This window comes from Streptomyces sp. NPDC017940 (assembly GCF_044328435.1).
GTDB lineage: Bacteria > Actinomycetota > Actinomycetes > Streptomycetales > Streptomycetaceae > Streptomyces.
Genome location: NZ_JBIRHJ010000004.1, coordinates 131,016 through 155,099, shown reverse-complemented (window position 1 = coordinate 155,099; position 24,084 = coordinate 131,016). Strand labels below are relative to the sequence as shown.

The 24,084-nt window shown below is 71.8% G+C and carries 18 protein-coding genes, 1 pseudogene and 1 riboswitch; of the genes and pseudogenes, 7 read left to right on the top strand and 12 right to left on the bottom strand.

Going from position 1 to position 24,084, the window contains the following annotated elements; all coding sequences use genetic code 11:
- The first annotated feature begins 274 nt into the window (after window positions 1-274).
- The gene (locus ACH4DX_RS15230; RefSeq protein WP_398155395.1) at window positions 275-1,996 is read left to right on the top strand and encodes an amidohydrolase; all 1,722 of its coding nucleotides are present in this window, start codon (window positions 275-277) and stop codon (window positions 1,994-1,996) included.
- Between the two features lie 31 nt (window positions 1,997-2,027).
- Window positions 2,028-2,867, top strand: a complete 840-nt coding sequence (locus ACH4DX_RS15225; RefSeq protein ID WP_398155394.1) for a LuxR C-terminal-related transcriptional regulator — start codon at window positions 2,028-2,030, stop codon at window positions 2,865-2,867.
- Here the strand turns inward: ACH4DX_RS15225 and istB are convergent.
- The 5 genes from istB to ACH4DX_RS15200 form a co-directional block, all read right to left on the bottom strand.
- Complete coding sequence (gene istB / locus ACH4DX_RS15220) at window positions 2,801-4,015, bottom strand: IS21-like element helper ATPase IstB (protein WP_398155393.1); 1,215 nt, start codon at window positions 4,013-4,015, stop codon at window positions 2,801-2,803. The genes ACH4DX_RS15225 and istB overlap by 67 nt on opposite strands.
- A 219-nt stretch (window positions 4,016-4,234) precedes the next feature.
- Entirely contained in the window at window positions 4,235-5,869 is a 1,635-nt protein-coding gene (locus ACH4DX_RS15215) for an ABC-F family ATP-binding cassette domain-containing protein (RefSeq protein WP_398155392.1), read from the bottom strand.
- Between the two features lie 311 nt (window positions 5,870-6,180).
- Window positions 6,181-7,443 carry a cytochrome P450 gene (locus tag ACH4DX_RS15210; protein ID WP_398155391.1) on the bottom strand — a complete coding sequence of 421 codons (1,263 nt, stop codon included), beginning with the start codon at window positions 7,441-7,443 and terminating at the stop codon, window positions 6,181-6,183.
- Window positions 7,444-7,582: 139 nt separating this feature from the next.
- The gene (locus tag ACH4DX_RS15205) at window positions 7,583-8,527 is read right to left on the bottom strand and encodes a restriction endonuclease (RefSeq protein ID WP_398155390.1); all 945 of its coding nucleotides are present in this window, start codon (window positions 8,525-8,527) and stop codon (window positions 7,583-7,585) included.
- Between the two features lie 368 nt (window positions 8,528-8,895).
- The gene (locus ACH4DX_RS15200) at window positions 8,896-9,789 is read right to left on the bottom strand and encodes an NADP-dependent oxidoreductase (RefSeq protein ID WP_398155389.1); all 894 of its coding nucleotides are present in this window, start codon (window positions 9,787-9,789) and stop codon (window positions 8,896-8,898) included.
- 70 nt (window positions 9,790-9,859) lie between these two features.
- On the opposite strand from ACH4DX_RS15200, the gene ACH4DX_RS15195 reads away from it, so the two are divergent.
- On the top strand, window positions 9,860-10,474 hold the full coding sequence (locus tag ACH4DX_RS15195; protein WP_398122573.1) for a TetR/AcrR family transcriptional regulator: 615 nt from the start codon (window positions 9,860-9,862) through the stop codon (window positions 10,472-10,474).
- A 559-nt stretch (window positions 10,475-11,033) separates the two neighbouring features.
- On the top strand, window positions 11,034-13,232 hold the full coding sequence (locus tag ACH4DX_RS15190) for a glycosyltransferase (RefSeq protein ID WP_398155388.1): 2,199 nt from the start codon (window positions 11,034-11,036) through the stop codon (window positions 13,230-13,232).
- Between the two features lie 43 nt (window positions 13,233-13,275).
- On the opposite strand, the gene ACH4DX_RS15185 is transcribed toward ACH4DX_RS15190, so the two are convergent.
- Window positions 13,276-13,767: a winged helix-turn-helix transcriptional regulator gene (locus tag ACH4DX_RS15185; RefSeq protein WP_398155805.1), complete on the bottom strand. Its 492-nt coding sequence runs from the start codon at window positions 13,765-13,767 to the stop codon at window positions 13,276-13,278.
- Between the two features lie 119 nt (window positions 13,768-13,886).
- On the opposite strand from ACH4DX_RS15185, the gene ACH4DX_RS15180 reads away from it, so the two are divergent.
- Complete coding sequence (locus ACH4DX_RS15180; protein WP_398155387.1) at window positions 13,887-14,312, top strand: tautomerase family protein; 426 nt, start codon at window positions 13,887-13,889, stop codon at window positions 14,310-14,312.
- Window positions 14,313-14,349: 37 nt separating this feature from the next.
- Here ACH4DX_RS15180 and ACH4DX_RS15175 read toward each other — a convergent pair whose 3' ends face one another.
- From ACH4DX_RS15175 to ACH4DX_RS15160, 4 genes are all read right to left on the bottom strand, one after another.
- Window positions 14,350-15,081: a maleylpyruvate isomerase family mycothiol-dependent enzyme gene (locus ACH4DX_RS15175; RefSeq protein WP_398155386.1), complete on the bottom strand. Its 732-nt coding sequence runs from the start codon at window positions 15,079-15,081 to the stop codon at window positions 14,350-14,352.
- 164 nt (window positions 15,082-15,245) lie between these two features.
- Window positions 15,246-16,127 carry a GNAT family N-acetyltransferase gene (locus ACH4DX_RS15170; protein WP_398122569.1) on the bottom strand — a complete coding sequence of 294 codons (882 nt, stop codon included), beginning with the start codon at window positions 16,125-16,127 and terminating at the stop codon, window positions 15,246-15,248.
- Between the two features lie 242 nt (window positions 16,128-16,369).
- Window positions 16,370-18,688 (bottom strand): 5-methyltetrahydropteroyltriglutamate--homocysteine S-methyltransferase, encoded by a 2,319-nt coding sequence (gene metE, locus ACH4DX_RS15165; RefSeq protein WP_398155385.1) that lies wholly within the window; start codon window positions 18,686-18,688, stop codon window positions 16,370-16,372.
- 166 nt (window positions 18,689-18,854) lie between these two features.
- Window positions 18,855-19,071: riboswitch (cobalamin riboswitch) on the bottom strand.
- 154 nt (window positions 19,072-19,225) lie between these two features.
- On the bottom strand, window positions 19,226-19,840 hold the full coding sequence (locus tag ACH4DX_RS15160; RefSeq protein ID WP_398155384.1) for a TetR/AcrR family transcriptional regulator: 615 nt from the start codon (window positions 19,838-19,840) through the stop codon (window positions 19,226-19,228).
- 225 nt (window positions 19,841-20,065) lie between these two features.
- Between ACH4DX_RS15160 and ACH4DX_RS15155 the strand changes: the two genes are divergently transcribed.
- Window positions 20,066-21,295, top strand: a complete 1,230-nt coding sequence (locus ACH4DX_RS15155) for an FAD-dependent oxidoreductase (RefSeq protein ID WP_398155383.1) — start codon at window positions 20,066-20,068, stop codon at window positions 21,293-21,295.
- On the opposite strand, the pseudogene ACH4DX_RS15150 reads toward ACH4DX_RS15155, so the two are convergent.
- A pseudogene (locus ACH4DX_RS15150) lies at window positions 21,285-22,170 on the bottom strand (sigma-70 family RNA polymerase sigma factor). The gene ACH4DX_RS15155 and the pseudogene ACH4DX_RS15150 sit on opposite strands and share 11 nt — an antisense overlap.
- A gap of 138 nt (window positions 22,171-22,308) precedes the next feature.
- Window positions 22,309-22,833 carry a hypothetical protein gene (locus ACH4DX_RS15145; protein WP_398155382.1) on the bottom strand — a complete coding sequence of 175 codons (525 nt, stop codon included), beginning with the start codon at window positions 22,831-22,833 and terminating at the stop codon, window positions 22,309-22,311.
- Between the two features lie 373 nt (window positions 22,834-23,206).
- Here ACH4DX_RS15145 and ACH4DX_RS15140 point away from each other — a divergent pair, with 373 nt between their 5' ends.
- On the top strand, window positions 23,207-24,052 hold the full coding sequence (locus tag ACH4DX_RS15140; RefSeq protein ID WP_398155381.1) for an AAC(3) family N-acetyltransferase: 846 nt from the start codon (window positions 23,207-23,209) through the stop codon (window positions 24,050-24,052).
- Window positions 24,053-24,084 lie beyond the last annotated feature (32 nt).

Sequence of the window (24,084 nt, the reverse complement as noted above, 5' to 3'; positions counted from 1 at the left end):
CAGGCGGAACGCGTACAACCTGGACGGCCCGCCAAGCGTCCGCGACCACCCGGCGTCCTCGGCCGTCCATCGTCTGCGACCGCCCGGCGTCCGCGACTGTCCATCGTCCGTGACCCCGCGCCGCTCGGCGCTCGCGTCGGTGAACTCCCCGGAGGGCGGCGGAGGAGCCCGTATCGGTGGAATGACCGATGTGCGCGGGACCCGGCCGCGGCCATAGTCCTCGGGAGATCGTTCGCGGGTCGCCTCGGGCGCCCGGCAGGTGAGAGGACCTTGTGTGAACACGTATGCGGATCTGGTGTTTGTCGGTGGGCGAGTGGTCACGGTCGACGCGGAGTTCTCCGTCGCCTCGGCCCTGGCGGTGACCGGCGGGTTCATCGCCGCCGTGGGCGGGCGGGAGGACGTCGCCCCGTTCATCGGCCCCGACACCCGCGTCGTCGACCTGCGAGGGGGGACGCTGCTCCCCGGCATCAACGACTCCCATCTGCACGGGTGCGCCTTCGGCATGTCGACGCCGCCCCTCTCCCTCGACCTGAGCCATCCCGCCGTCTCCTCGCTCGCGGACGTGGCCGCATCCGTACGTGAGGCCGTCGGGCGGGTGCCGGGCGGGCAGTGGATCACCGGTCACGGCTGGGACACCGGATACCTCGACGAGTGCGTCGCCGACCCCGCGCGGCAGCCCTCCCGGCACGACCTCGACGCCGTGAGCCCGGACCACCCCGTCGTCCTGTACTCCTTCTCCGGGCACGCCACCTGGGTCAACTCCAAGGCACTGGAACTCATCGGGATCGACCGGCACACGGTCGCGCCGCCCGGCGGAGCCATCGTCGCGGACGGAGCCGGCGAACCGACCGGGCTGCTCCACGAAGGGGCCCAGGCCCTGATCCAGAACGCGCTGCCGCCGCTCAGCCGACAGGAGCGGACCGACGCGATCCGCGCGAACCTCGCCGCGCTCGCCCGGCTCGGCGTGACCAGCTACACCGAGCCCGGTCTCGGCCCCGGCGGCGACGGCATCATGCGGGGCGCGCTCGGCGCGGAGACCCTCGACGTCTACCGTCAGCTCCTCGCCGACGGCGAACTGACCGCCCGCCTCGGCGTCCTGCTCCTGCCCACCGGCATGGCGAGCACCGCCGAGGAGTTCGCCCGCACCCTCACCGCGCTCAGCGGGTCCGGCGGGTCCGGCGAGCCCGGGGACGCCGATCCGCGCCGCCTCGCGATCCTCGGGGTCAAGATCTTCGCCGACGGCATCGTCCCCAACAAGACGTCCTGGATGCACGAGCCGTACTCCGGCGGCGGCTGCGGCTCCCTGTGCGTGGGCGGCGAGACCGACGCCGAGCGGATCGCCGAGATCGACGCCATGATCCGGCACGCCCACGCCGCCGGGTACCAGCTGGGCGTCCACGTCACCGGCGACCGGGCCTGCGACACCGTCGCGGACGCCTTCGCCGCGGCCCTCGCCGAGCACCCCCGGCCCGACGCCCGCCACTACCTCATCCACGGCGACTTCCTCACCGCGCACAGCATGGAGGTGCTGGCCGCGCACGGCCTCGGCGTCAACATGAACCCCACCATCAAGTGGACCGTCGCGGACATGGAGGAGGAGTTCGTGGGTGCCGAACGGGCCGCGTACGCGTGGCCCTACCGGGACGCCGTCGACGCCGGTGTGCGGGTCGCGAGCGGGTCCGACGCGCCTGTCACGTACCCGGACTGGCGTCAGGGCGTCGCCACCATGGTGCTGCGCGAGTCGAAGGCCGCCGGCCGGGTCAGCGGCCCCGAGCAGCGCATCGGCCTCGCCGAGGCGATCCGTACGTACACCGTCGAGGCGGCCTGGCAGGACTTCGCCGACGACTGGAAGGGCTCCCTGGAGCCGGGCAAGGTCGCCGACCTCTGTGTGCTCGACGGGGACCTGCTCGCCGCCGACCCCCACGACATCCCGGAGCTGCCCGTCGTCCTCACCGTCGTGGACGGGCGGATCGTGCACGACACCCTCCGCGATTGACGTACGCCGCTCGCATGATCATCCTTGGGGGGTGGCAGCGGAGCGGAGCACGGCGGACATCCTGGACGCGGCCGTCCACGTCCGCGCGGCCGCCCGGAGTGCCACGGCCGGTGCGACCGGCCTCGATCCGGTCCTGACGGCGCTGGCGGACGTGGTGGAGTACGACCACGCCTCCCTGGCCCGGTGGGACCCGCGGCGCCGACGCCACACCACCCTGGCCGGGAGCTACCCCGACGACGCCACGGACTACATCGAGACCCGCCTCCACCACGACCCGGTGTTCCCCGTGCTCCGCAGCCCGGCCCGGGGCGGACTCTGGCTCGGGGACGTCCCCCCGCACCTCCTGGCGGCGTCCCCCGGCTTCCAGGACGTGTTGTCACCCCTCGGCATCGAGGACGGCGTGGCGCAGTGCCTGTTCGCCGCCGACGGCCGGTACGTCGGCATGCTGAACGTCAGCACGCGCCGGCCGCGGCGCGCGCCCGACCCGGCGCGCGCCGTGGTCACCCTGCTCACCGACAGCCTCACCGCGGCCCTGGCCGCGGCCGTCGCCGTCCCGGCGGGCCCGCCGTCCGCGGCGGCCGCCGCCGACTCCGCCGAGGACCCGCGGCGGCCCGGCGGGCTCTCGCCACGGGAGCTGCAAGTCCTCGCCGAACTGACCGCGGGACGGACCAACCGGGAGATCGCCGAGCGGCTGTACATCACGCCGCGCACCGTGGGCACCCACATCGAGCACATCCTCGCCAAGCTCGACCTCCCCAACCGCGCGGCCGCCGCGGCCCGGGCCGCCGCCTGGGGGATCGGCTCTCAGAAGGCCCTGCCCGATCCCTCCACGCCCGCGACCGGCGCGCTGTCGAGGCGGCGCGTGCGGTAGCTGTCGGCGTCGAGGGTGATGACCTCCGCGTGGTGGGCCAGACGGTCCACCGTCGCGGAAGCGGTCGCGCTGTCGCCGAACACCTCGTCCCAGCGGCCGAGGGGGCGATTGCTGGTGACGATCAGCGAGCCCCGCTCGTACCGGTGCGAGACGAGCTGGAAGAGGAGGTGGGCGGCCTCGGAGTCGAAGGGCACGTAGCCGACCTCGTCCACGACGAGCACCGGGTACGCGTCGAGGCGGGCGAGCTCCTTGCGCAACCGCCCCGCGGCCTTGGCGTCCGCGAGCCGGGCGGCCCACTCGACGCCGGTCGCGAACAGCACCTGGTGGCCGGCCTGACAGGCCCGTACGCCCAGGGCGACCGCCAGATGCGTCTTGCCGGTGCCGGGTCCGCCGAGCAGCACCACGTTCGCCTTGCGGGTCACGAAGTCGGCCTTGCCGAGGCGGGCGAGCACATGCGGCTCGGGTCCGCGCAGCCGCCCCTCGTCGAACATCTCGAGGACCTTCCTGGCCGGGAACCCGGCGGCCTCGATGCGCTCCTCGGCACCGCCCTCCGGCTCCGCCGCCTTCTCGCCGTGCGCGGCCGCGGCCCTGCCGTCCCGCTGGGCGGGGACGAGCACGGGCCGCGGTTCCTCCTGCACGGGGCGCGCCTTGGCCTCGTGTGCCGCCATGGGCCCGGACATGTAGGCGAGGATGGCCGCGGAGGCGATGAACGCCATGTGGATGACCGTCCCCCATTGCAGATCGTGCCGGGGCGTGTGGTGCACGTCGACGAACATCTGGAGCAGGTGCACCGACGAGATGCCCACGATGGCGGTGGCCAGCTTGACCTTCAGCACGTTGGAGTTGACGTGCGAAAGCCACTCGGGCTGGTCCCGGTGGCCCTGTAGGCCGATCCGCGAGACGAAGGTCTCGTACCCCCCGACGATCACCATGATCAGCAGATTGGCGATCATCACCACGTCGACGAGCTTGAGCACGGCCAGCATGACGTGTGTCTCGTCCGCGTGCCCGCTAATGACGTGGTGGATGAGATGCCACAACTCGTTGAAGAACTTGTAGACGTACACGCCCTGTGCGGCCACGAGGCCGAAGTACAGGGGGGCCTGAAGCCACCGTGTCGCGAAGAGGGCACACCCCAGGGTGGTCATGTTCGACGGGGACGAGACGGATCGGGACACAAGACCTCCAACGGCCGTAAGACTCATCATTCTTGTGGTCCGGCGCCGACAATCTGAATTCGAGCCACTCGTTGGGATTAATAGAAATCCAGTCGGACAGGTCTTTCACCCGATCGCATCCCGCCCGCGTGAGGATGTACATGACCTGACGCCCGTGCCCCGGAAGCCCACAACAGTGGGCTCCGCGGCTCACACCGCGGGCGCCCCCGTCTCCTCGAGCACCCCGTCGGTCAACCGCAGCCAGCGGTTCACCCCGATCCCGGCGAGGAACCGCTCGTCGTGGCTGATCACCAGGAAGGCGCCCCGATAGGAGGTGAGCGCGCTCTCCAACCGGCCCACGCCGACGAGGTCGAGATTGTTGGTCGGCTCGTCGAGCAGCAGCAGGTGGGGGGCGGGTTCGGCGCACAGCACGCAGGCCAGGGTGGCGCGCAGCAGCTCACCGCCGGAGAGCACCCCGACCGGGAGGTGTGCCCCGGCTCCCCGGAAGAGGAAGCGGGCAAGCAGGTTCATCCGCTCCGCCTCGGTCTTTCCGGGGGCGAACACGGCGAAATTCTCCGCCACGGTGCGGTCCGGGTCCAACAGGTCGAGGCGCTGCGAGAGATGGGCGATCCGGCCGTCGCCGCGCCTGATCTCCCCGCTGTCCGGGGCGAGGTCGCCGGTGAGCAGGCGCAGCAGGGTGGTCTTGCCCGCGCCGTTGGGGCCGGTCAGCGCGATGCGCTCGGGGCCGCGGACCGTCAGGTCGACGCCGCCGTCACCGAACACGGCCCTGCCGCCATGGCTGACCTGCATCCCCTCGCCGAGGAAGAGGTTGCGACCGGCCGGTACCTGGGTGTCGGGCAGCTCGACGGTGATGCGCTGTTCCTCGCGCAGCGCGCGCCCGGCCTCGTCGAGCCGGGCCTTGGCGTCGCCGACCCTGGCCGCGTGCTGTTGTCCCGCCCGGCCCGCGGACTCCTGCGCGCCGCGCTTCATGGTGCCGGCGAAGATGCGGGGCAGGCCGGCGCTCTTGAGGTTGCGGGCGGCGTTGCTCTGCCGGCGTTCGGCGCGCTCGCGGGCCTGTTGCATCTCGCGCTTCTCGCGCTTCAGTTCCTGCTCGGCATGGCGGATGTTCTTCTCGGCGACTTCCCGCTCGGCGCGCACGGCCTCCTCGTACGCGGTGAAGTTGCCGCCGTACCAACGCAGTTCGGTGCTCCCGAGCTCGGCGACGCGTTCCATGCGGTCGAGCAGCGCGCGGTCGTGACTGACGAGCAGCAGGCAGCCGGAGAAGTCCGCCAGGACGTCGTAGAGCTTGTGCCGGGCCGTCAGGTCGAGGTTGTTCGTCGGTTCGTCGAGCAGCAGCACGTCGGGGCGCTTGAGCAGGTGGGCGGCGAGACCGAGGGAGACGACCTGGCCCCCGCTGAGCGTGCTCAGGGGGCGGTCGAGGGCGACATCGGCAAGACCGAGGCGTTCGAGCTGGGCGCGGGTGCGCTCCTCGATGTCCCAGTCGTCGCCGATCGTGGTGAAGTGCTCCTCGCTCACGTCGCCGGTCTCGACGGCGTCGAGGGCGCGGATCACCGCGGCGACGCCGAGGACCTCGGCGACCGTGAGGTCACCGGTCAGGGGGAGGCTCTGGGGGAGGTGGCCGAGTGTGCCGCTGACCGACACCGACCCAGTGGTGGGCTTCAGTTCGCCTGCGATCAGCTTGAGCAGGGTGCTCTTGCCGGAGCCGTTCGGGGCGACCAGGCCGGTGCGGCCGGTGGGCACGGTGAACGACAGGCCGGTGAAGACAGGGGTGTCGTCGGGCCAGGTGAAGGAGAGGTTCGAGCAGACGATGGCGGCGTCGGACATGGAGGTGACCTCGGAGGCTCGAGGGCAGACAGAGCTCTGCCCTGGGCAGGGTGGGGAAAGGGGTACGACGAAGAGGGCCACGGCAGCGGCGCTCGTGCAGCGCCGTCCGACGGCCGGTCACATCCGGATCTCATCCGGAGATGTCGTCTTCACCCACCACGCCTGCGACTCCTTGATCAAACGGATCGGGTCACTCGCAGCGTAACAGGCCATCGCGCGGCGCCCATGCCGCCGGGGCGCGCCCATGCCGACCGCGTCGCGCTGATGCCGACCGCACCGAGCCCACGCCGACCGCCGCGCGGCGGCTGTGCTCAGCGGACGCGGTAGCGCACCGGAAGGGACAGGACCCCGCGGATGATCCCCGAACCGATCCAGTCCAGCGACTCCGGCGGCGCGGCCAGTTCCAGTTCGTCGACGCGGGACAGCAGGGTGCGCAGGGCGATGGTCGTCTCCAGGCGGGCGAGGGGGGCGCCGAGGCAGTGGTGGACGCCGTGGCCGAAGGCCAGATGGCGGGCGCCGGGGCGGGAGACGTCGAGGGCGGGCGGGAGGGCGCCGCCGTCCTGGGGGGCGTCGTGGCTGGCCGAACCGAGGGCCACGACGACCATGCTTCCCCTGGGGACGGGCACCCCGCCCAGTTCGATGTCCCGCGACGCGTAACGACTCGTCGAGCGTTCGACGGAGGTGTCGTGACGCAGGAACTCCTCGACCGCACCGGGCATCAGCTCGGGTCGGTCCCGCAACAGCCGCAGCTGGTCCGGGTGTCGCAACAGGGACAGCACGGAGTTGCCAAGGAGGTGCACCGTGCTCTCGTGGCCTGCGACGACCAGCATCATGGCCGTGCCGACCAGCTCCTCCTCGGAGAGCCGACCGTCCTCCTGGTCGCGCACGGCGACCAGAGCGGACAGCAGATCGTCCTGGGGGCGGCGGCGCTTGTCCGTCAGCAGATCGGCGAGCAGCCCGTGCAGAGAGGCCAGCGCCGGGCGGTGTTCGGGCGAGGCCACCTGGAGCGCCTGCCCCGACCAGCGCCGGAAGTCCCGGTGGTGCTGCTCGGGGATGCCGAGGAGCTCGGCGATGACCGTGGCGGGCAGCGGCGCGTTGAACGCCTCGACGAGGTCGAGTTCCCCCGACGGCGGCATCGCGTCGATCAGTTCGTGGGCGATCTGCTCGATGCGCGGCGCCATGTCGGCCGTACGACGCGGGGTGAAGGCGGCCGATGCGAGGCGCCGCAGGCGGGTGTGCTCGGGCGGGTCCGCCTCCATCATCTGCGCGCCGAGCCCCACCGACGGCTTGTTCAGTACGTAGCCCGCGGCGGCCAGCGCCTCGGCGGCGGGCGTGGAGTCCTTGAGCAGGTCGGGGTGCGTCAGCGCCTCCCTCGCGAGGTCGTAGCCGACGACCACCCAGCCCTTCAGGCCGAGGTGGAACTCGGCGGGGTGAATGGGGCCCAGCTCCCTGAGCCCGGCGTACCGTGCGGGCGCGTCCGCCTTGAACGCGGGGTCGAGGACCACCGTCTCGTGCTGGTGCGGGCTCTGCTCGTGCGGGCACTGCTGGCGCGGGCTCTGCTCGTGCGGGCTCATGAACGCCTCCTGCGTCGGACGTGCGGCGGTGCCCCGGCGGGCCGGGGCGCTCTGAGCACGGCGATCACGCTGTCGTCATGGCAACGATCCGGGGCCGGCGGTCGTTCTCCGGGAGCACCGGTCAATCCGTGCGCCGCCGCTACCAACCGGGTTCGTCCGGGCTCTCACCACTGCCGTCGGGGTCGACGACCACCAGGTCCCAGGGGTTCGGCCCGGTGCCGTCGCACCAGGCTTGCAGGTCCGCACCGTCCACGCAGACTATTCCGCAGTGCTGCGCGTACTCGAGGGCGGGAGCGGTGAAGTCGCTCGTGGTCACGAGGACCGCGACGTCGGCCTCATGGACGGTGAAACATGTGCCTCCGAAGCGCTGCAAATCCTGTGAGCCGACCTTGTTGTCCTCGCAGTAGCGCTTGCACTGGATGACGATCCGGCGTCCGTCGGGAGCGAACGCCAGGACATCGGCGCCCAAGTCGCAGGCGCCGCCCACGACTTCCACCTCCTGGCACGCGTCACGGACGCAGAGGTCGGCTATGGCCTGCTCGAAACCGTCGGCGTCGAGTTCGGCGTAGTCGACCGGTGCGTCGAGGACGACGGTGGTCGCCTCCTCGGCCACGGGGGCACCGGCCACGGAGGGTTCGGGTACGAGGGTGCCGGGAACGGCCGTGCCGAGTGCGGGCGCGAGGGGCGCGTGAGTGCCGGGCACGGGCTGTGTCGTGTCCGTGGCGGCACTCCCGTCCCACGCGAGGGTGGGTGCCGTTCGCGCCTCGTCCGTGACCGCCGCGGCGTCGAGGCTCGCGGAGGCCCGCTCGGCCGCCTCCTCCAGTACCTCGGCCGCACGGCGGGCACATCTCGCCGCGGAGAAGCGGCGCCATCTGGACCGGCCCAGGCAGGCGGCCGCGACGCCCACGGTGACGAGGGAACCGATCCACAGCGGGTTGCTCTCGGCCATGTGGGCGGCGGCGCGCACCAGGAACACCGTGCCGGACAGCGCGATCGCCACCAGAACGAAGAACAGGGCGGTCGTGCGCAGGTCGAAGCGCCGGTTGCGGTCCACGCGGTGCACCGGGCGCACTGGTACGGCCATGCCACTCCCCAACCCTGGACGACGAAGATCACTTGTCTTCACGTGCCCTAGATTGGCTTCGCCAAAAGGGTGTTCGGTATTGGTGCTCGTGCGGGCCCGGACTTGCCGACGAGAGCCGCCCGCTCGGCCGGGGTGCATCCGCCGGGTCGAGGTGCACGCGCCCGGGCCGACGGGCACCGCCGGGGCACCGGCGGAACGGCGCCTCGGGCGCACCCGCTCGGCCGGGGCGTGCCCGCTCGGCCGAGGCGTGCCCGCTCGGCCGAGGCGTGCCTGCCCGTCTGGGGCGCACCCGCCCGACCGAGGCACCCGCCCGACCGAGGCACCCGCCCGACCGACGCCCACCGCCGGTGCCCCCGCCGAGCGACCCCTCAGACGACTATGACCCGGCGCCCCCGCGTATGCCCCGCCTGACTGTCGACGTGCGCCTCCGCGGCCCCGGACAGCGGATACGACTTCTCGACCGGGATGTGGAGCACGCCCCGTGAGATGAGGTCGGCGGCCTCCGCCAGCGCGTCCGGCACGCTCCCGGCCACGCCGGAGAACCGGACCCCGAGATCCGGCGCCCCGAGATCGGCGATGGAGAGGACCTTATCCGGGTCCCCGGTCAGCTCGACGAGTTCGCGGATCACGCCCGACCCCGCGAGGTCGAGGGCGGCGTCGACACGGCCGAGCCGCCGCACCCGCTCGACCCAGCCCTCGCCGTACGTCGTGGCGAGGGCGCCGAGGCCACGCAGATAGTCCTGGTTCGCGGCCCCGGCCGTACCGATGACCCTGATGCCGCGTAGGCGGGCGATCTGTAGCACCGCCGAGCCGACCCCGCCGGACGCACCGCTGACCAGCAGTGTCTGCCCGGCCTCCACCCCGACCTCGCGGATGACGCGCAACGCGGTCTCCACCACCGACGGGTACCCGGCGGCCTCTTCGAACGTCAGGCCCTCGGGCATGCGGGCCCAAGCGGACAGGACGGCGAACTCGGCGTAGGTGCTAGCGCCCTCGCCGAACACGTGGTCGCCGACCTCGACATCGTCGACGCCCTCGCCGACCTCGTCCACCACCCCGGACGCGTCGAGCCCGACGCCCGCGGGCAGTTCGGTCGGATGGGCGGACAGGACCTGGCCCTCACGGATTCTCCAGTCGACGGGGTTCACCCCCGCCGCCCGCACGGCGATACGTATCCGGCCGGGGCCCGCGTGGGGCTCCTCGGCATCCATGAGGCGCAGGACGTCCGGGCCGCCGAACTCGGCGAAGCTCACCTTCTTCATGCGGCGGAACGTAACACTAACCGTTAGTGTTTAACAACGGTTATGGATTTGTGCCTGGTAGCGTCACGGCATGACCACCCCGCCGGGGCGCCGTGAGCGCAAGAAGGCCGCGACCCGTAAGAAGATCGCTGACACCGCTCTGCGGCTCTTCCTGGAGCGCGGGTACGACGCGGTGGGCATCCGTGACGTGGCCAACGAGGCCGACGTGGCCGTGACCACGGTCTTCTCCCACTTCGCTGCCAAAGAAGCCCTGGTGTTCGAGCAGGACAAGGACTTCGAGCGACGGCTCACGGAGGCGGTCTCCGGCCGTGCGCCGCACGAGCCGCTTCTGCCCGCGCTGCGCCGCGAGATCCACGCACTGGTGCGCCACTGCACGGGGGACGCCGCCGCCCCGATCTGGAGCATGATCGAGGGGACGCCCGCCCTGCGGGAGTACGACGACTCGATGAGGTCGCGGCACGCGGAGGCGCTGGCCTCGGCCATCGCCGCCGACCCCGGCCTTCCGCCGACTGCGACGGCTTCCCGGGCCATCGCGAGATTCGTGCTCGACGCCTACTCGGTCGCTCGGGAGGCGGCCGATCCGCAGGCCGCGGTGGACGAGGTCTTCCTGATGATCGAGGCGGCCTGGGGGGTCGCGTGCACTCCCGATGGCGAGCAGAAAACGGACGGCTGCGTTTCGGTCTAAAAGCGCCCCCCACTTTTCAGCCGTGCAGCATGGCGGGGCACGAGGAATTACTCAAGCTTGCTCGCTAAATCCGCGCGATGCGTCACGCTTGACCGGATTTGCACACGTGACGAGTGGTGCGTAACCTGAAGCGAACCCTCCGGATCTTCACAGGTCCACCATCCTGCTCGACCGGAACTCGACGGTCGAGAGGCCTTACCGTGGGGTACGTGCTCACCTCTGTCCTGTATAGTCCTAATGTCATGCTGGACATGTGAACGCTTTGTGGATTTGAATGGGCGCGTTCATGTACGGAAAGTGCGGCAGAGGCGGGGGTTCGCTGCTGCCCTGCGGTACATGCTCGTACGTGCTCGATCAGTGGAATCGCCCAGCGAAATCTCTTTACTCGTGTATCGCCTCGTGACCAATAAATTCACGGTGAACCGAGTTGGGTAGATTATTGCGCCGCAAGGCTTGTTCCTGTGCACCGACAGAGACCTTTCCTCGCGTGGCGCCGACCTCCCACGCAAGGCGAACAGTGCGCCCCCTCGACCAGGGCGGCGGCATGGGGGAGTGAGCAGTGAGAATCGCGTTCCTGATCAACAACGCCTACGGCATAGGCGGGACGATCCGCGCCACCGTCAATCTCTCCCGCGCGCTGGCGGACCGGCACGACGTCGAGGTCGTGAGCGTCCACCAGGTGAACGACGAGCCCGACCTCGCCTTCGACGAGCGGGTACGGCTGACCCCGCTGATCGACATGCGCAGGGACAGCCCCACGTACGAAGGCGACCACCCGCTCGCCGGCCGGCCGTGCACGATGTTCCCGGACACCGGCGCCGCGGTGAACTCCGCCCGCCTGCCCCACTCGGCGCTCCAGGACGAGCGCATCGGCGCCTGGCTGCGCACCACGGACGCCGACGTGGTGATCGCCACCCGGCCCGACCTCAACGGCTACCTCGCCCGCGACGGCCAGAGCCGGTATCTGCGCATCGGCCAGGAACACCTGAGCCTCGACGCCCACAACCCCACCCTGCGCGGGCACCAGAACAAGGCGATCGCGGGCCTCGACGCCTTCGTGACCGTGTCCGAGGCCGACGCCGCGCAGTACCGCCGGGCCCTGCCGGACGTGCCGGCCCGCATCCTGTGCATCCCCAACAGCGTCCCCGAGCCCGCGGTCGAACCCTCCGACCAGCTCACGGACGTCATCGTCGCCGCGGGCCGCCTCATCGGCATCAAGCGCTACGACCGGCTGATCAACGCCTTCGCGAAGGTCGCCGACCACCACCCCACATGGACCCTGCGCCTCTACGGGCGCGGACCGGAACGGGCGAACCTCCGCCGTCAGATCGACGAACTCGGCCTGTACAACCGCATATCCCTCATGGGGCCGGTCTCCCCGATCGAGACCGAGTGGGCCAAGGGCTCCCTCGCCGCCGTCTCCTCCGACATGGAGTCCTTCGGCATGACCATCGTGGAGGCCATGCACTGCGGCGTCCCCGTGATATCCACCGACTGCCCGCACGGTCCCGCGGAGATCATCGACGAGAGCAACGGCGTCCTGGTCCCCCTGGACACCGACGTGGACGGGTACGCCGCGGCCCTCGACCGCCTCATGGCCGACGCGTCCCTGCGTACCCGCCTCGGCGCCGGGGCCCTGAAGCGGGCCGGCGTCTACGCACCCGACGCCATCGCCCGGCGCTACGAGACCCTGTTCCGGGAACTCTCCGACCAGCCGCACCGGCGCCCGTCGAAGGCCGCACACCGCGGCTCGTTGTGGTCCCGGCTGAAGGCCACGCTGCCGAGCAAGCCCGCCGCCCCCGGCGAGCCCTCGCCCGCACCGGAGTCGCACCCCGAACCCGTGCCCGCCGTGCGCCCCGTCGCCTTCGCAAGGACCACCGCCGACGGCGGCATCACCGTCCGTCTCGACGCGGCGTCCCTGCCGCCGGGCCCCCTGGACTTCCTGGCCCGACTGCGCCGCGACCCCAAGGGGCGGCACATCCGCGTCCCCGTACCCGCCGCGGCATCCGGCGCGCACGACATCCGGCTCACGCTCGATCCGACCGAGCACGAGCTCGCGGAGGGCCGTTGGGACTGCTACGTCGTCGCCGAGGGCGCGACGGAGAAGCGGGCGCGACTCGTCTGCGTCACGGCGGAACGGGCCCGCAGCGTCGGCCGGGCCCCGGCCCTCGTCGACGGCGAGGTGTCGGCCTGGCTCCCCTACACCACGGCCGACGGCTTCCTCGCCCTGCGCGTCTGGCAGCGCACCGCGCACGCCGAGGTCACCGACATGGCCGTCGGCGCCGACCACGCCACCGTCACCGCCCGGCTGTTCGCGGCCGACGTACCCGAGTCCACGGACGCCGCCACGGTGATCGCCGTCTCGCGAGCGGGGGAGGCCTACGACTTCACCCTCCCCGTCACGCAGGCCGCGGCCCGGCCCGCCCAAGGAGCCGCCCGGCCCGCCGGCGAGGGGTGGCACTTCTCCTTCACGGTGCCCTACTCCCGGGCCCTCGCCCTGCGGAACAGCAGCCACGACCTGTGGGACCTCCGCCTCCACCTGGGGCACACGCGGCCACCCGTGACCATCGGCCGCATCGGTGGCGACATCGTCGACCGCAAGAAGACCGACGTCGTGCCCGCCGTCCTCCTGCCGCACGGCACTCGCGGCGAAACGCGTGCCAAACCGTTCTTCACGGTCACCAACGACCTGGCGCTGAGCCTGCGGGACACGGACGAGGCGGAGGCGGCGACCCAGCCGGGGGCGACAGCGGGCTGACGGTCGCGGGCAGCGCGGCGCCCGGGGTGCCGGGCGCGGGGGTTCAGTCGGAACCGCCGCGCCGCCAGGCGGGGTTCACCCGGATCTCGATGTCGCCGGAGACCGCCTCGGGCGCGGGGTCGGCGGTGACGCGGACCCGTACCCGACGGCCCGTACCGGCCTCGGTGAACGCCAGGGGCGGGCGGCCGTCCTGAAGGTGCTCGTCCCCCCACTGCATCAGTGCCAGGAACACCGGAAGCAGGTCCTCGCCCGCCTCCGTCAGCCGGTACTCGTCGCGGGCCCGGCTGCCCGCCTCCTGGTAGAGGACCGGCGCGACGATCCGCGCGGCCTTCAGCTGCTTGAGGGCCCGTGACACCGCGGGCGCGGAGGCCCCGACGCGATCCACGAAGTCCTCGAACCTGGTGGTTCCGTAGAAGCACTCGCGGACCACCAGGAACACCGTCCTGGTGCTGAGCAGGTCGAGGACCCGGGCCGCCGAGCAGCCGTCGCCGATCGACCAGGCGTCCCGGTCGCGCAGTCGTTCCTCGAAGTTCATCGCCACCCCGCCATGATAACTAACGATTGCGTCATCCAGCTGGTCGTGGTTCCCTCTGCCTAACGATGCCGTTACTCAGGCGGCATCGCATCCTGCCATGCGAGGAGCAGCGAACCGCCATGCCACTGTGGACCGTTCATCACACGCCCGGCACCTTCACGGACGCGGAGAAGCGTCGACTCGCCTCGGACGTCGCCGACCACTACGAACAGGTCGGGCTGCCCCGGTTCTACGTGGTCACGCTGTTCCACGAGACCCGGCCCGAGGACTTCTACGTCGGCGGGGAGCCGACCCGGGTCGGGGTCCGCATCACGATCGACCACATCGCCCGCCGCAACCCCGACAGCGAGAGCCGCCGCAGGACCGCCCAGTGGATCAATGGCATGCTGCGGCCGCACCTGGAGAGGAACGCGGGGCTGCACTGGGAGTTCCACGTCGACGAGACCAGCGACGAGCTGTGGATGATCAACGGGATCGTGCCGCCCCCGGCGGGATCGGACACGGAGAAGTGCTGGGCCGAGAGCAACGCGGCGTCGCTCTACTGACCCGCGCCGCGGACGCGGGTGAGCGGATGACGGCCGGTCAGCTCCGCCAGGCGGGCACGGTCGGCAGCGGGCCCGGCGGGTCGACGTCAAGACCGCCCCCGTCCGTGCGACCGGCCAACCAGCCGAGCAGCTCCGCCGCGGGTCCCGACACCCGCGGCCCCCTCCCGTCGCCGACCGGGCGCGGCACCTGGTCCTCCTCGGCGCACAGCACCATGGCCGGGGCGTCGGAGCGGTCGCGGAGCTTGCGTACCGTGAGGGCGAGTTCCTGCTCCACGAAGTACGGGGGCCAGGCGCTCGGGCCGTGGCCGGTCGCCAGGTCGGTGTGGTGCACCTCCACTTCGCGCAGCATGCTGCCGATGGTGCCGCGTACGGGGCGCATGCCCCCGCCGAGCCAGCGCACCGGCACGTCCCACGCGTCCCTCGGATGGTCGTCGACGGCCGTGAGGAAGCGGTGCAGCGCGGTCTCCAGGTCGTCGACCAGTTCGGCGGCCGGACGTCCCGCGCCCTCCTCGATGTCGCGCTCCCGCCGGGCCTCGCCGCTGTACTGGGGGAGGTCCAGGCCGGTGCGGGCCGCGGCGAGCAGCCGGGTGCGCGAGTCGGCGCTGCGCGCGATGTGCGTGAGTACGTGGGCACGGCTCCAGCCGGGCAGCGGTGAGGGGGCCCGTACGTCCGCGTCCGTCAGGGCGGACGCGGACGCCAGCAGCCGTTTCACGGACATCCGCAGGACAGGCAGCAGGTCGGCGGGCAACTGCGTCTCGTCGTGGGTCATGCGGTGTCTCCGATCTGTAGCCGCGATTCGCCGCACTGGCCCCCGTGGTGACATGGCCGCAACTGCGACGGCCGGGTCGCGGGGTGCCGGTGTGCAGCCATGAAGTACCCATCGAGGCCTGCTCGAACCACCCCGCGAACGCCTGGCCCGCCGCCTGCTCGCCGCTAGAGGTCGAGTTGGTGCTCGTGTGTTGTGTGCGTGGGGGCGTAGCCAAAACTGTCGTTGATGTGCCGCATGTGCGTGTTGCTGTCGGCGGTGTCGGCCAGGAGGCCGCCGAGGCGCGGGTAGTGGTCCTTGGCCTGCCGGATCGACTCGGCCTTCATCCACGCGCCGAGACCGTGTCCGCGGTGCTCGGGCAGGACGCCGGTGCCGTAGTGCTGGGCATCGCCGGTGCCGTCGCCGGGGACGACGAGTTCCGTGAACCCGGCGACCGAGTCGTCGCGGGTGTCGATGGCGACGACGGTGTGCAGCTGGTCACCGCGCTGTTCGACGGCTTTCGCCGCGGCCCGCACCCGGTCCACGTCCCAGACCACGGTGCCGTAGTCGGTGTCGTCCATGGGCATGTCGTCCATGGCGCGGCGGGAGGCCGCGAACGTCAGGGCGAGGTGGTCGGGGACGGTTCCCCGCCATGACGCGAGCCGGTAACCGGAGTGCGGCCGCTCGATGACCGCGAGGAGGGCGGAGGCGTCCACGTCGGCCAGTGACAGGCGGGAGTACCGCAGGGTGAGCACCTTGCGGAAACCGTGTGCGGCCAGGAAGTGGTCACCGGGCGACCCGGCCCCGGTCTGCGCCACGACGCTGCGCCGGTCGTCGTCCCTGGCGGCGGCCACGGCGGCGTCCAGGAGCTGGGAGCCGACGTGCTTGCGGCGCTCCGCGGGGTGGACCTGGAGGGTCAGTTCGGCCAGGTGCTGCTGCCCGGCATCGGTGAACAGGCGCAGGAAGGCCGATCCGACCGGGATGGCGTCGCCGTCGGACGCCAGCCATACGAGACGCCGCTCGTGCGGGCCGTGAGCGGGGTCGGTCAGTGGGGTGATGCGGTGCGACAAGGTGTCTCCGTCGTCAGGAGGTGGCAAAGGTCAGTACGCGAGCTCAACTCCTGGGCAGTCCTGCGCATGTGCTCCACACCTCCTCGTCGACAGCGCCGGCCAGGATCAACTCCGGCAGCTGGGAGAACGTAGCCGACGGATCAGTTGCGTGGCAACGGTTCATGGCGCGTCCGTGCCGGTGGGCTGCCTGTCCGTGGGCGACCGGGCCGGGGCGCGGGGGGCGCGCCCCGGCCCGGGGCGGGTCAGGATGCGGACAGCTCGCCCCGCACCGTACGGGCGGCGGTGACCAGGTTCTCCAGGGAAGCGCGGGTCTCGGGCCAGCCGCGGGTCTTGAGGCCGCAGTCGGGGTTGACCCAGAGACGTTCGGCGGGGATGGCGTCGAGGCCCTTGCGGAGCAGGGCCGCGGCCTCGTCGGCGTCGGGCACGCGGGGGGAGTGGATGTCGTAGACGCCGGGGCCCGCCTCGCGCGGGTAGCCGTGGGCGGCCAACTCCCGGGCCACCTGCATGTGCGAGCGGGCCGCCTCCAGGCTGATGACGTCGGCGTCGAGGTCGTCGATGGCCTGCACGATGTCACCGAACTCGGCGTAGCACATGTGGGTGTGGATCTGCGTCTGCGGCCGGACGCCGCTGGTCGTGAGCCGGAACGCCTCGGTGGCCCACGCCAGGTACGCGGCGCGGTCCGTGGCGCGCAGCGGCAGCGTCTCGCGCAGCGCGGGCTCGTCGACCTGGATGACCGAAGTGCCCGCCGCCTCCAGGTCGCCGACCTCGTCGCGCAGGGCGAGGGCGACCTGCCGTGCGGTGTCGCCGGGCGGCTGGTCGTCACGGACGAAGGACCAGGCGAGCATCGTCACGGGGCCGGTCAGCATCCCCTTGACCGGCCGGTCCGTGAGCGAGTTCGCGTACGCCGTCCAGCGCACCGTCATCGGCTCGGGCCGGGAGATGTCACCGGCGAGGACCGGCGGACGCACGTACCGGGTGCCGTACGACTGCACCCAGCCGTGCTGGGTGGCGAGGTAGCCCGTGAGCTGTTCGGCGAAGTACTGCACCATGTCGTTGCGCTCGGGCTCGCCGTGCACCAGGACGTCGATGCCTGCCTGCTCCTGGAAGGCGAGCACGTCGCGGATCTCGCTCTCGACGCGCTGCTCGTAACCCGCGTCGTCGATGCGTCCCGCGCGCAGGTCGGCGCGGGCGGCGCGCAGTTCCGCGGTCTGCGGGAACGAACCGATGGTGGTCGTCGGGAGGAGCGGCAGCTTGAGGTGGGCCCGCTGGGCGACGGTGCGGGTGCTGTACGGCTGGGAGCGGCGGCTGTCGGCGTCGGTGACGGCGGCGACCCTGGCCCGTACCGCTGTGTCGTGCGTGATGGGTGAGGTGGCGCGGGACGCGAGGTCGGCGCGGTTGGCGGCGAGTTCGGCGGCGATGGCGTCGGTTCCCTGGGCGAGACCCCTGGCCAGTGTGGAGATCTCCGCCGTCTTCTGCCGGGCGAAGGCGAGCCAGCGCAGGATCTGCGGGTCGATGTCGCGCTCGGCCGCCGCGTCGATCGGGACGTGCAGGAGGGAGCAGGAGGCGGCCACGTCGACCTGGTCGGCGAGACCCAGGAGCGTGCCGAGGGTGGACAGGGAGTTCTCGAGGTTGTTGATCCAGACGTTGCGGCCGTCGACCACACCCGCGACCAGGCGCTTGCCGGGCAGTCCGCCGACCGCGGCCAGCGCGTCGAGGTTGGCGGCAGCGGCGGCGGTGAAGTCGAGGGCCAGGCCGTCGACCGGCGCCTTCGCGAGGACGGGCAGCGCGTCGCCGAGCCGGTCGAAGTAGGACGCCACGAGCAGCTTGGGCCGGTCGGTGAGGGCGCCGAGATCGCGGTAGGCGCGCGCTGCGGCGTTGAGCTCGGCGGGTGTGCGGTCCTGCACCAGGGCGGGCTCGTCGAGCTGCACCCACTCGGCGCCGGCCGCGCGCAGGGCGACGAGGACCTCGGCGTACACGGGAAGGAGGCGGTCCAGGAGCGTCAGCGGCTCGAAGTCGGCCGCCGCACCGGGAGCGGGCTTGGCCAGGAGCAGATAGGTGACGGGGCCGACCAGGACGGGGCGGGCGGCGAGGCCGAGCGCGAGTGCCTCCTTCAGCTCGGCGACCTGCTTGGCCGAGTCGGCCGTGAAGACGGTGTCGGGGCTCAACTCCGGCACCAGGTAGTGGTAGTTGGTGTCGAACCACTTGGTCATCTCCAGCGGCGCCACGTCCTGGGTGCCGCGTGCCATCGCGAAGTAGCCGTCGAGCGCGTCGGCGTCGACGGCCGCGCGGTGCCGTGGCGGTACGGCGCCGACCATGACACTGGTGTCGAGGACGTGGTCGTAGTACGAGAAGTCCCCGGTCGGCACCTCGTGGATGCCTGCGTCGGCCAACTGCTGCCAGGCGGAGCGTCGTAGGTCCGCCGCGGTCTGCCGGAGGGCGTCCGCCGTGACGCGGCCCTTCCAGTAGCCCTCGACGGCCTTCTTGAGCTCACGGTTCCGACCCTGGCGGGGGTAGCCGTACACGGTGGCCCGTGCTGCCGCGGCTGCGGGCTTCGCTGTCACGGAAATCTCCTTCGCGAGATGACTCCTGAGCATCCCGGTGACGGGACACGGACGCGAAGGGGTGACGAACCGGACGGGGCGGACGTGCGCGCCGTGGCGCGGTCGTCCTCCGCCTGGTGTGCACGCCGACCCGCCCACGAGGTCACCGGGATGTCCGCACGCGATCGGTCACGTGCGGGCAACGGGCAGGTCTTCGGACTCGTGGGCGCGCCTGCCGAAGCAGACTCCTACTGGCCGTCGCTTCCCAGACCCGGCCGGGTCCAGTGCGTATGACGGCGTTCGTTCCCACTCACCGCTGCGGGGCAGTCCCGGATTCCCACCGGGTTCCCTCTTGCGACGCGTCTGTCTGGCGGACAGGGCGAACCAGCTGCACAGGTCAGATTAGAGGGTCACCGGCTTCGTGGGCAGTGCTGCCCGTACGGCGGCAAGTGATCTCGGACACGGTTCGGGTCCGGGGCCGGGTCCGGGTCCGGGTCCGGGTCGAGCCTGTCCCGCGGACGCCGGGCGCGAGAAAAGGCCGGAGTCCCGGATTCGCCCTCAGTTCCCGGCGGGGGCGAGCCCCCGCCAGCCGTTCTCCAACAACTCGAAGGCACGAGTGACGGCCTCGCGGGGGTCGTCCTGGCCGCGGGCGGCGCGGGGTGCCTCCAGGGCGAAGTGGGCCAGGGCCGTGCAGGCCGGGTCGTTCGCGGGCATGCCGCTCTCCTTGGCGATCACCCGGGCGAGGGCCGAAGCGTGGCGCGACCACATGCCCTGAAGGTAGTCGCGCAGCGCGGGGGTGTTGTTCACCAGGTCGAAGAAGGCGGCGAAGCGGGCGTCTCCGTCGGAGGCGGCCATGCGGTGGCGCAAGGCGTGCTCGCGCAGTGCTGTGGGGACGGACTGCCCCCGGGGGCGTTCGCGCACGGCTGCGAGCAGCCGGGCCTCGTCGTCGGCCTCCTCGTCGAAGACGAGGGCCTCCTTGACCGGGAAGTGCTTGAACAGCGTCGTGGTCGACACATCGGCGGCGTCCGCGATCTCGCGGATGCCGACGTCGTCGTAGCCGCGCTCCAGGAACAGCCGCAGCGCGGCGTCGGCGATGGCCTGGCGGGTGGCGGCCTTCTTGCGCTCGCGGCGCCCCATCGGCGCTTCCGCCGCGCCGGTCTCGGTCTCGTTCATTCCCGCACCCTACCCCTGTGGTTGCACGGCTTCAAAAGTTTACCTGTTGCACTTATGGAACGGCCGTGCTCTCCTGAACCCAGTGATCAGCCGGGCCGATCGCGTGAACCCAGTGATCAGCCAGGCCGATCGCGTGAACTCAGTGACCGGCCAGGCCGCTTGCGCGAACTCTGTGATCAGCCACGCCGCCCGCGACGGCGCGCCCTTCCGAACGGAGCACCGCCCATGAACACCACCCCCATGCACACCACCCCCATGCACACCACCCCCGTACTCCGCATCGCCGTCATCGGCGCCGGTCCCGGCGGCCTCACCTGCGCGCGCGTCCTCCAGCAGCACGGCATCGCCGTCACCGTCCACGAACTGGACGCCTCTCCGGCCGCCCGCGACCAGGGCGGCACCCTCGACATGCACCCGGGGTCGGGCCAACACGCCCTGCGTGCGGCAGGGTTGCTGGACGAGTTCCGCTCCTTGTCCCGCCCCGAGGGGCAGCAGATGCGTCTGGTCGGCGGCGACGGCCGGATCGTGTTCGACGGGATACCGCCGGAGGCCGACACCACCGAGGGCAATCCGGAGATCGACCGTGGGGTACTGCGCCGTCTCCTGCTGGAGTCCCTCGAACCAGGCACCGTCCACTGGGGTCACGGACTCGCCCGCGTCGAACCCCTCGGCGACGGCGTCCACCGACTGCACTTCACCGACGGCACCGCTGCCGACGCCGATCTCGTCATCGGCGCCGACGGCGCCTGGTCCAAGGTGCGCCGCCTGCTGACGAACGCCGCACCCCGCTACACCGGCGTCACCTTCGTCGAGACCGGCTTCGACGACGCCGACGTCCGTCATCCCCGCCTGGCCGCACTGACCGCCGCCGGCACGATGATGGCCCTCCACAACCGGCAGGGCTTCGTCGCCCAGCGCAACAGCGGCGGACACATACGCGTCTACGTAGCCATGCGCGCCGACGAGGACTGGTACCGGCAGGACGGGGTCGACCTCGCCGACACCCCTGCCGTGCGCGACGCGCTCCTGCGCCGGTTCACCGGCTGGGGCGAGGAACTGCTCGGCTTCGTCACCGACACCGACACGGGCTACGTCAACCGCCCCCTGTACGCCCTGCCCGTCCCGCACACCTGGCCGCACACCCCTGGCCTCACCCTCCTCGGCGACGCCGCCCATCTCATGTCCCCCTTCTCCGGGACGGGCGCCAATCTCGCCATGCTCGACGGTGCGGACCTGGCCGAGGCCCTCATCGAAAGGCCCACCGTGGACGAGGCCGTCACGGCGTACGAGAGGGTCCTCCTGCCGCGCTCCGCCGAAGCCGCGGAGGGGGCGGCCGAGGCCATCGACGACGCCTTCGGCCCGGACGGCGCCGCTCGGGTCCTCGCCCACATGGGCGCCCCGGAGCGTGCCCCGGAGCGCGCGCCGGAACCGGCGGCGGGCCGGTTCAGCGGCTGACCGCGTTCTCCCGCGCCACGCGCGACAGCTTCTCGGGGTTGCGTACGTGGTAGGCCCCGGTGGCACAGCCGTTCTCGACCCGTACGGCCACGACGCCGTCGACCTCCCCGTCGACGCGGACGAGCAACCCCGGGCCGCCGTTGATCTGGACCGGTTCGACCGACCTCGCGGCGTCGCGCTTCCACCAGCCGCCCGCCAGCAGCCGGGACACCTCGTCCACGCCCACGACGGGCCGCAGCAGGGCGTGTTCGACCCCGCCGCCGTCGCTCAGGGCGACGACGGCGGGTGCGAGGACGTCGAGGAGGCCCTGCAACTCACCGGGTCCGTGTCCGATAGGCGAGCTGGCGGACCGCGGCCGGTGTCCTGCCGACGGCTTCGGCTGTCTCGTCGTAGTCGACGTCGAACACCTCACGCAGCACGAACACCGGCCGTTCGACCGGCGCGAGCGTCCCGAGGGCCAGCAGCATCGCCATCGAGATGCTGTCGGCGAGCTCGACGTCCTCGGCGACGTCCGGCGCGGTCAGCAGTGGCTCGGACAGCCACGGTCCGACGTAGGACTCCTTGCGCCGACCGAGCGCACGCATCCGGTCCAGCGCCTGCCGGGTGACGATCCGTACCAGGTAGGCACGTTCCTCCCGCACGCTCGCCGGGTCGACGCCGACCCAGCGCAGCCAGGTCTCCTGTAGGACGTCCTCGGCGTCGGCGGCCGAACCGAGCATCTCGTAGGCGACGGTGAACAGCAGGTTGCGGCGGCCGCCGTCCTGCTGTGGCGCCGCAACCGCCGGCTGACGTGGCCGGTCAGGGCCACCGTCGGCATCCTGCTGGGCACCTGCACGCAGACCTTGCTGGGGCTGCACAGCTCCCTCGCCGCGCATGTCACCCTCGGTGTGGCCCTGTGCGCGATGGCGACGGCACTGGTCCTGCGGGCCTTCACGCTCCGCGTGGCGGGTCCGAGGGCGGCCCCCCTGACGGCTCCGTGACAGTCCCCGGGCGGGCGTCGCCCGGGGAGGCGGTCAGGCGGCGCGGCAGAGCGCCGCGGGGCCGACCGGGGCCGGGGTGCCGGTCACGGTCGCAGGTACGGGTCGGGTCGTGCGGGCGGTGGTCGCCGTCCGCGAGCGGTGCCGTGCGAAGACGACGAGGCGCAGTACGGCGAACCGCACGACACCGGCGAGTGCGGACGCGGACAGGTAGACGACCTGCTCGACGACCGCGCCGGGCGCCGCCACCAGCTGTTGCAGGACGAACATCGCCACGCACGTCACCGCGTACGCGGCCGCCGCGGACCCGGCCGACTGCATGTGCTGGCGCCAAGTCGCGCGCCCGCCCGCACCGAAGGTGAAGCGGGCGTGCAGTTCGGTGGCGAGGAGCGTCGAGACCGCGGTGATCAGGGCGTTGGCGAGGACCCAGGGGATCCAGGAGGCGAGAGCCGCCACGGCGAAACTGGAGGCGACGCCCACACCGCCGCCGCAGAGCACGAAGCGGGCAAAGGCGGTGAAGGCCCCGGGCGCCGACTGCTCCTGGCTCTGCGCTGCCTCCATGCCCTGCCCACCCCTTCAGACGGCTCATCTCGCGACATACGCGCCCCGTGGCCGGTGAAGCCAGGGGGTGCGTTGTTCGTGCTGCCATCATGGCACACAAATGGCACCATGGCGAGCCATTAATGATGCCAACGCTGGCACTATTGGCATCACGCAATTCTCCGAGTGCGAAGATCCCCAGGTCAGGAGCGTGTGAGGGGGGTCGGTAGTTGTTGGTGCCAGGGAAAGTTGGTCTGCCTCCTGTCCCCGAACGGCCCAAAAGGGTGATGCTGCGCGGAAGCGTCTCGCAGTCGCACGGCGCACCACGTCATGCGCACCACATCATGCGCACCACGTCAAGCACGCGAGCACCGGACAGAGGGAGCGCAACAGGATGGCGATCACTGCCGAACAACTCGGCGCCAAGGTCGACGAACTGGGCTTGGTGCAGCGGCCGGTCATGGTTCACGCGTCACTTCGTTCCTTCGACGCGCCCGTGGAGGGCGGCGCGGACGCCGTTCTGGACGCCTTGCTCTCCCGCGGCTGCACGGTCCTCGTCCCGACGTTCACCGCACCGCAGTTCACCGTCGTCCCGCCGACCGGGATGCGCCCTGCTCGCAACGGCATCGACTACGCGTCCCTGCCCGACGAGCCGGCTGATCGGCCCGGAGCGGCCGCCCACTACACCGTCGACTGCGGCGTCATCGACGCGGGCATGGGCGTGCTCCCGGCCCGACTGCTGGCCCGCAGCGAGGCGCGGCGAGGGCGGCACCCGCTCAATTCCTTCGCGGCGCTGGGTCCGCGGGCCGCCGAACTCGCCGCCGCGCAGTCTCCGACGGACGTGTACGGACCTGTACGTACCCTCGCGGACGAGAACGGAGCCATATTGCTGCTGGGTGTGGAACTGAACAGGATGACGGCGCTCCACCTCGCGGAACGGGACTCCGGTCGACAGCTGCCGGTTCGCTGGGCCCGTGCGGCCGACGGGAGAGTGGTCATGGTGGAGACGGGCTCGTGCTCGGAGGGGTTCCCGCGCCTGGAGCCGTGGCTGCGGTCGTTGGCGCGCGGCGTCACGGTGAGTGGGTCCCGGTGGAGTGCCTACCCGGCGAAGGAGACCCTCGCCGCCGCGGTCGCGGCCATAACCGCAGACCAGAGCGTGACCCACTGCGCCGACGACGACTGCCTCGCCTGCGGGGACTCGGTGGCGGGCGGTCCGATCGGCCCGGTTCCCCTGGGCTGACGCAACCCGACCCGTCCCTGGTCCGTCCGCCG

Coding starts and splice junctions, on each gene's coding strand:
- istB (WP_398155393.1), bottom strand. CDS start 4,015: ATGACCACCCTGGGGTGTGCCCTCTTCGCGACACGGTGGCTTCAGGCC.
- ACH4DX_RS15215 (WP_398155392.1), bottom strand. CDS start 5,869: ATGTCCGACGCCGCCATCGTCTGCTCGAACCTCTCCTTCACCTGGCCC.
- ACH4DX_RS15210 (WP_398155391.1), bottom strand. CDS start 7,443: ATGAGCCCGCACGAGCAGAGCCCGCGCCAGCAGTGCCCGCACGAGCAG.
- ACH4DX_RS15205 (WP_398155390.1), bottom strand. CDS start 8,527: ATGGCCGTACCAGTGCGCCCGGTGCACCGCGTGGACCGCAACCGGCGC.
- ACH4DX_RS15200 (WP_398155389.1), bottom strand. CDS start 9,789: ATGAAGAAGGTGAGCTTCGCCGAGTTCGGCGGCCCGGACGTCCTGCGC.
- ACH4DX_RS15195 (WP_398122573.1), top strand. CDS start 9,860: ATGACCACCCCGCCGGGGCGCCGTGAGCGCAAGAAGGCCGCGACCCGT.
- ACH4DX_RS15185 (WP_398155805.1), bottom strand. CDS start 13,767: ATGAACTTCGAGGAACGACTGCGCGACCGGGACGCCTGGTCGATCGGC.
- ACH4DX_RS15180 (WP_398155387.1), top strand. CDS start 13,887: ATGCCACTGTGGACCGTTCATCACACGCCCGGCACCTTCACGGACGCG.
- ACH4DX_RS15175 (WP_398155386.1), bottom strand. CDS start 15,081: ATGACCCACGACGAGACGCAGTTGCCCGCCGACCTGCTGCCTGTCCTG.
- ACH4DX_RS15160 (WP_398155384.1), bottom strand. CDS start 19,840: ATGAACGAGACCGAGACCGGCGCGGCGGAAGCGCCGATGGGGCGCCGC.
- ACH4DX_RS15155 (WP_398155383.1), top strand. CDS start 20,066: ATGAACACCACCCCCATGCACACCACCCCCATGCACACCACCCCCGTA.
- ACH4DX_RS15145 (WP_398155382.1), bottom strand. CDS start 22,833: ATGGAGGCAGCGCAGAGCCAGGAGCAGTCGGCGCCCGGGGCCTTCACC.
- ACH4DX_RS15140 (WP_398155381.1), top strand. CDS start 23,207: ATGGCGATCACTGCCGAACAACTCGGCGCCAAGGTCGACGAACTGGGC.